This window comes from Aminobacter niigataensis (assembly GCF_014200015.1).
Classification (GTDB): domain Bacteria; phylum Pseudomonadota; class Alphaproteobacteria; order Rhizobiales; family Rhizobiaceae; genus Aminobacter; species Aminobacter niigataensis.
The window spans coordinates 377,074-383,642 of sequence record NZ_JACHOT010000005.1 but is presented as its reverse complement, the minus strand read 5'-3'; the positions used below and the strand labels follow the sequence as shown (position 1 = coordinate 383,642).

Below are 6,569 nucleotides of genomic sequence, written 5' to 3'. Positions count from 1 at the left end.
GGTCGCCCGTTGTGACGCCGAGCGAAACGAACAGCTGCTGCAGCTTCGACACCAGGGCCGCCAGCTCGTCCCAGGACAGCCGCCGCTCGACCTTGCCTTCACCGCGAAAGACGATCGCCTCGCCGGAGCCCGATCCGCGCAACAGGTTCTCGGCGAAGTTCAGCCTGGCATCGGGAAAGAAGGCAGCGCCCGGCATCTTGTCGCCGTCGACCAGCACGCGGCCGCCCTTGTCGCCGACGATGCCGCAGAAGTCCCAGACCAGGTCCCAGAACGCCTCGCGCTCGTCCACCGACCAGGCGTGCAGTTCGGCATAGCTGGAGAATGCACGCCCGGCGCGGGCAGACACCTCGGCCATGAACGCCGTCAACGGCGCTTCCGCGACCTGCTTGGCGGAAGGCACCCACAGCGGCGTTTCAACGGACATCGGCATCTCTCCCAGAACGGCATCTGGTTATGCATGTCGCACTGCAGCAGATCAAGGAGATGTCGAATAGCGCCATTGCGCTGTGCGCAAACGTCATCGCAAGGCCACAAAGACTTGAAATGCCGCGAGTCTCCGTTACACCCGTTGCCACAACCGCGCAGCACGGGCAGCACAAGGGCAACATGCCATCACCACTGTTCAGGCGCAGCATTTGGGCGATCGTCGGCATTGCCGTCCTGATCGCCGTGGCTGTTGCTGCCGTGCCGTTCGTCGCCTCCACCCAGATCGTCAAGGACCGCATCGCCTTTGAGATGAGCGCGTGGAGCGGCTTCCGTGTCTCGATCAACGGCACGCCCGACATTGAGATATGGCCGGTCTTCCGCGCCACGCTCACCGACGTGACACTCACAGATTGGGAAGATGAGCAGGGATCGCCGGTCATCGAGGCCGAACGCGTCGAGATCGAGCTGTCGGCATTCTCTGCCCTCAGCGGCAATGTCGACTTCTCCGATGCCCATTTCCTGCGGCCGACGGTGCGTCTGCGGCGCCTGGCGGATGGCGGCCTGGAGCTGCCCGAATCGCGCGGGGGCAGGCTGACGCGGGCGATCGAGCTTGCACGCGCTACGGTTTCCGCTAGTCCCGCTGAACCGGATCTCAGCCAGATGCCCTCGGATGAATTCGGCTCTGTCGAATTCGTCGATGGCCGAGTCGTCGCCGTTTCTGACGAGGGCGAAGACGAGCTTTTGACCGACCTCACGGGCAAGGCCAGCCTGCCGGCGCTCAACAAGGCTGGAAGCCTGACCGCCACCGCTATCTGGCGTGGCGAGCAGGCTGCACTCGAACTGTCGTCACCCCGCCCGCTGCTGCTCTTTGCCGGCGGCACCGCGCCCATCGTCGCGTCACTGAAGTCAGCGCCGGTGGAGGCGTCCTTTGACGGCGCCGCCAGCCTGTCCGGCGATGTCCATGTCGACGGCCAGGTCAAGCTTGCCGCATCCTCGCTCAGGCGGGTGCTCGAATGGTCACGCTCCGGCGTTTTGCCCGCGAGCCCGGTCGGCTCGATCTCCGTAGCTTCCAGCATCACGGGCGATCTCGATCGTCTCAAGCTCGACAGCGCCAAGGTGACGATCGATGGCAATCCCGGCATGGGGATTCTCGATCTGTCGCTGAACGGACCCGTGCCAGCGATCTCCGGCACCCTTGCATTCGACTCGCTCGACTTGATGACCTTTGCCTCGGCCTTCGCGCCGATGGCGTCGTCCAATGCCGGGACGGCCGAGATCGATACAAGCTTCGCGGAGCGTATCAACCTCGATCTCAGGCTTTCGACCAGCAAGGCAACTGCCGGTTCGATTGCGCTGTCCGAGGTCGCCGCTACGGCTCAGGTAAAGGGCGGCCTGATGGCGTTTGACATCTCTGACGCCGAAGCCTTTGGCGGTAATGTTCAGGCCGGCATTCGCTTCGATCGCAAGCCAGGCGGCACCCAGGCCGAACTGCGGCTTCTGGCATCGGACATCGATGGCGGCGCGTTCGGTACCGCCGCCGGCATGAGCCGCATCGTGCCGATCGGGCGGGGCACCGTGTCAGTCATCCTCAAGGGGCCGGGCATCAGCTGGAACACCCTGTTGCAGAATCCCAACGGCTCGATTGCCGCCACATTCGGCGCCGGCGCCATCGTCGGCCTCGATCTGCAGGCATTCCTCAAGCGTTCGTCGGAACGCGGCTTCTTCTCGCTTGACGAAGTCTCTGGCGGCACGCTGCCGGTCGATGGCGTCGAGTTGAAGGCGACGGTTGCCAACGGTGTCGCCAGGATCGACAAGGCCGAGGCGCGCACCGCTTCCAACCGCATCTGGCTGACGGGAATCGTGCCTTACGTCGGCCGCGGCTTGGCCTTGTCCGGGGCGATCGAAGCCAAGGACGCCACGGCCACCACTCCGCCGGCAATCCCGCCTGCGGCTTTCTTCGTCGGCGGATCGTGGAGCGCGCCCTTCATTTCCCCGCTCGTCGCTCCAGTGCTTGCGACGCCGTCCGGACCGACCTCGGACTAAAACAGGCTGCCCTGGTTGCCGGGTTCCTTGACCTTGCTCACCGGCTTGGCCGGCGGTCGTGGCTTGGCGTCGCCGCTGGTGGCGACGGCATTGGCCGTGCCGTCGGCAAACTCGATCGACAGTGCGGCCCCTGCGGAAATCTCGGCTGCACGCTTCAGCACCGCACCGTCGGCATCGCGCACGAGCGCAAAACCGCGCGCCAGCACCGCCTTGTGCGAAAGCGTTGCCATCAGCCGGTCTGCCTGCGAGAGCTGCGTCCGCGCGCGTTCGAGCCTGCGGCCAACGGCCAATGCGCCACGCCGTTCCAGGCTGGCAACCTGCAGGCGGCAAGCCTCCTGCCGCCTGGCCAGCGGTTCGGGCGACAGCCGTGCCCTGGTACGGTCGAAGCGGATATGCCGCTCGCGCACCAGGGAGCGCAGGGCCGCGTTGGCCCGCAGCATGTCGCGGTCGAGGTGGCGGCGGGTCTCGGCGATGCGCCGCGACAGGGTCGCCGGCGACAGTCGCACAGCTGAAAGCCGCGCGCGCTTGCGTTCGGTGGTGACCGTCAGCGCCCTGCCAAGCCGGCTGGTGGCCTCGTCGAAGCGCCTGCGGGGCAGCGCCAGCAACTGATCGGGTGTAGGCAGGGCGCGTGCCGCTGCGCGTACCGCCTGGCTGCGCCGGTCGATCATGCGCGAGACGGCGCCGCGCAGCCGCGCGCCAAGATTGGCCAGTGTCGCCTCGAGTTCGGCCTTGACCGGCACCGCAAGCTCGGCAGCACCTGTCGGGGTCGGTGCCCGCCTGTCGGCGGCAAGGTCGATCAGCGTCCAGTCGGTCTCGTGGCCGACGGCTGAAATGACGGGAATATGCGAGGCCGCCACCGCGCGGATCAGCGCCTCGTCGTTGAAGCCCCAGAGGTCTTCGAGGCTGCCGCCGCCACGCGCCACGATCAGAAGGTCAGGGCGACGGAAGTTGCCTTCTTCGGGCAGCTCGTTGAATCCGTTGACGGCCGCCGCCACCTCGGCGCCTGACGTCTCGCCCTGCACGCGCACCGGCCAGACCAGCACATGCAGCGGAAAGCGATCCTTGATGCGGTGGATGATGTCGCGGATGACAGCGCCGGTCGGAGAAGTGACGACGCCGATGACCAGCGGCATGAACGGCAGCAGCTGCTTGCGGCTGTCGTCGAACAGTCCTTCGGCGGCAAGCCTGCGCTTGCGTTCCTCCAGCAGCGCCATCAGCGCGCCGGCGCCCGCCGGCTCGAGATTGTCGATGACGATCTGGTATTTCGACGAGCCGGGGTATGTGGTCAGCTTGCCGGTGGCGATCACCTCCATCCCTTCCTCGGGACGGAATTTCAGCCGGCTCATCGTGCCTTTCCACACCACCGCCTCGATGCGGGCGCGGTCGTCCTTCAGCGAGAAATAGGCATGGCCAGACGAATGCGGCCCGCGATAGCCGGAGATTTCGCCGCGCACGCGCACATTGCCGAAGGTGTCTTCGACCGTGCGCTTCAGTGCGCCGGAGATTTCGCTGACGGTGTATTCCGCAGCGTTGGTTCGTGATTCGGTGGCAACTTCGCTCATGGCACGATTGAGGGCCGGCATGGCCCCCCCGTCAAGCACGCGGCTCAGCCTTTGCCTACCATCCCGGCATGATTTGGTTCGGCTTCAGCCGCCGGCTGCGCGTCGCCATCATCGCGGCGAAATCGAAGGAACCCGTTTCTTCCGGTGACGGTATCGAGATGTTGTCGAGGCTTTCCGAGATGTGGCGGGCAAGCGCATCGATGATCTGCGGTCGGCTGGAGTGGCCGCGCAGGATTCCTATCTTGCAGTCGGGCAGGGAGCCGAAACCGTCGGCCTCTCCCAGCACCCGCATGCCAGGCCGCAGTGCACACTCGGGCAAGACCGACACCGCAAGCCCGGCCAGCACGGCAGCCGTGATGACGGTCGCCGACCAACTGGTGAAAAGGATGCGATACCTGCGGTCACGCGCGTCGAGCATCTCGCAGGCGGTTCGCCGCCACTGGCAGTTCGGCCGGCCGAAGGCCATCGGCAGGGTCTCTTCCTCATGCACCATGTGGCTGGCCGAAGAAACCCACAGCAGCGGCTCGTTGCGCACGATCTCGGTCGGGTTGGTGCCTTCGCACTGGGTCACTAGGGCGATGTCGAGATTGCCGCGGCGGATCATGTCGGCGAGGTTGACCGTCGGCTCGCAGATGACCGACAGCTCGACGCGCGGGTTGGAGCGCGAGAAGCGCGCCATGATCTCGGGCAGGAAGCGGTCGGCATAGTCGTCGGGCACGCCGATGCGGATCGTGCCCTCGAGCGCGCGGTCGTCGAAGGCGGCAAGCGTTTCCCGGTTCAGGTGCAGCAGCCGCCGGGCATAGGAGAGCAGGCGCTCGCCTTCCTCGGTCAGCTTGTTCATGCGCCCTTCCTTTTCGAACAGCGCCTTGCCGATGCGCTCTTCGAGACGGCGCATCTGCATAGACACTGCCGACTGGGTGCGGTGGACCTCGTCGGCGGCGCGGGTGAAGCTGCCGGTGTCGACGATGGTGACGAAGGTCTGGAGCTGGTCAAGATCGAGCGGAGCGGCCATCGACGTTTCCATCATGAACTTTGATGATAAAGATTAGAAACATTCGTTGGATTAATCAATCCGCCGATGGCAATGTTTGATCGTCCACATGAGGCATGTGTATCGGAACCGGTGCGGCGGCAAGGAGCGTCGACCGGAAGGGACCCGTTTGTCCCTCAGGGAGATGACAATGACCACGCTCGACCATTGCACTGAGACGACGCATTCCGCGGCTCGACCGGTGAATGCGATGCGTATTGTCACCTATGCCGCCGATCTCATGCGCGCCTGGAAAAATCGCCGTGCGTTCTACCGCCTCGGTGAAATGACCGACACCGAACTCGCCGATGTCGGGCTCACCCGTGGCGACCTGCATGTCGCCGTCGACCTGCCGTTTGCCAGCGATCCGACCGCGCGTCTGCGCACGATCCGGCAAGCCCGCGCCGACAACATCGAGGCCATAGCCCGGCGCGTCGCCTGATCGATTTCTGCTTTCGCAGGCTCCCCACTCCCAGCCGGTCCCCGCCGGCCTTGCCTGCAGTTGCCCGGTCCTCCCAAGGACCGGGCTTTTTCTTGGGCAGGCAGTAAGGCAGCCGTCTCTGTTGCCCTACTTCCTTGTTGCCTTGATCCCCAAGTTCCCTACCGATACCTGTCCATACCCTTGCTGAACTGCTCGAAGATCGACTCGACGCCCTTCTGGTAGTCGTCGCGCTGCTGGCTGCCGGTTTCGAACATCTTGCCGAACAGGTCGTCGTATGGGTTTTTTGGCCTGCCGCTCGGGTTCGCCTGCTCTTGAGGGCGCTGGCGCGCCTGCGGCTGCGGAGCCGGTTGGGCACCGCCGCCTCCAAGCATTTCCTCGAAGATCTTGCCCAGTGGATTGTCGCCGTAGGGGCTCTGCTGCGGTGCCTGCTGGCGCGGCGCCGATTGCGGCTGTGCCTGGCCGCCGCCGAACATGTCCTTCAGCACTTTGCCGAACGGGTTGTCGAACGGGTCGGGCGCCTGCGTCTGCTGGGGCGCCTGCTGCTGCCCGCCGCCCATCATGCCGCCACCTTGGCGCATCATCTGCTCTATGATCTCGCCCAGCGGGTTGTTGCCGCCCATGCCGCTGGCCGCCTGCATCTGCCCGGTCGACTGCTTGAACAGCCCGCCCATGATCATCGATGCGATTACCGGCAGCATCTGCTTGAGCACGTCCTGGCCGATACCGGTCGCCTGCGCTGCCTGCCCGGCGACGGCTCGCGACAAGTCCTTGGACCCGAACAGGTGGCCGAGGATGCCGTTGCCTTCCTGCACCCCCTGGGGCGAGAAGGCGCGCGTGGCGTCTTCGAAATATTTGGCGTGCTGGCCGCTCGCCATGGCCTGCAGGAAGGAGCCGACGCCGTAGGGGTCGGAGGCATTGCGCTTCAGCCCCTGGCTGAAGGCGGGCATCAGCGCCTCGAGCGCCGATTGCGTTTGTTGCTGGCTGAGCCCGAATTGGCGCGCCAGTGCCTCCATGCCGTTGCCGTTCTGGGCATTGGCCAGCATTTCGAACAGTGGCAGCATGCTTT

General features: G+C 65.4%; 6 protein-coding genes. 2 read left to right on the top strand and 4 right to left on the bottom strand.

The features are described from left to right. The coding region (locus GGQ99_RS19200) for an acetyl-coenzyme A synthetase N-terminal domain-containing protein (protein WP_281380073.1) at nt 1-424 on the bottom strand (424 nt) is incomplete at its 3' end. Nucleotides 425-606: 182 nt separating this feature from the next. Between GGQ99_RS19200 and GGQ99_RS19195 the strand changes: the two genes are divergently transcribed. Next, entirely contained in the window at nt 607-2,469 is a 1,863-nt protein-coding gene (locus GGQ99_RS19195; protein ID WP_183263748.1) for an AsmA family protein, read from the top strand. On the opposite strand, the gene xseA is transcribed toward GGQ99_RS19195, so the two are convergent. Further along, nucleotides 2,466-4,031, bottom strand: coding sequence for an exodeoxyribonuclease VII large subunit (xseA, locus tag GGQ99_RS19190; protein WP_183263774.1), 1,566 nt, complete (start codon nt 4,029-4,031; stop codon nt 2,466-2,468). The two genes, GGQ99_RS19195 and xseA, sit on opposite strands and share 4 nt — an antisense overlap. Nucleotides 4,032-4,086: 55 nt before the next feature. Next, nucleotides 4,087-5,043 (bottom strand): LysR substrate-binding domain-containing protein, encoded by a 957-nt coding sequence (locus GGQ99_RS19185; RefSeq protein ID WP_108610025.1) that lies wholly within the window; start codon nt 5,041-5,043, stop codon nt 4,087-4,089. Nucleotides 5,044-5,212: 169 nt separating this feature from the next. Between GGQ99_RS19185 and GGQ99_RS19180 the strand changes: the two genes are divergently transcribed. Continuing rightward, entirely contained in the window at nt 5,213-5,503 is a 291-nt protein-coding gene (locus GGQ99_RS19180) for a DUF1127 domain-containing protein (protein ID WP_183263747.1), read from the top strand. 158 nt (nt 5,504-5,661) lie between these two features. Here the strand turns inward: GGQ99_RS19180 and GGQ99_RS19175 are convergent, their stop codons facing one another. Beyond that, a complete protein-coding gene (locus GGQ99_RS19175; protein ID WP_183263746.1) occupies nt 5,662-6,564 on the bottom strand; it encodes a DUF937 domain-containing protein in 903 nt (300 codons plus the stop codon). Nucleotides 6,565-6,569 lie beyond the last annotated feature (5 nt).

Excerpts from the sequence above, each read along its gene's own strand:
- GGQ99_RS19195 (WP_183263748.1), top strand. The coding sequence starts at position 607 with ATGCCATCACCACTGTTCAGGCGCAGCATTTGGGCGATCGTCGGCATT.
- xseA (WP_183263774.1), bottom strand. The coding sequence starts at position 4,031 with ATGAGCGAAGTTGCCACCGAATCACGAACCAACGCTGCGGAATACACC.
- GGQ99_RS19185 (WP_108610025.1), bottom strand. The coding sequence starts at position 5,043 with ATGGCCGCTCCGCTCGATCTTGACCAGCTCCAGACCTTCGTCACCATC.
- GGQ99_RS19180 (WP_183263747.1), top strand. The coding sequence starts at position 5,213 with ATGACCACGCTCGACCATTGCACTGAGACGACGCATTCCGCGGCTCGA.
- GGQ99_RS19175 (WP_183263746.1), bottom strand. The coding sequence starts at position 6,564 with ATGCTGCCACTGTTCGAAATGCTGGCCAATGCCCAGAACGGCAACGGC.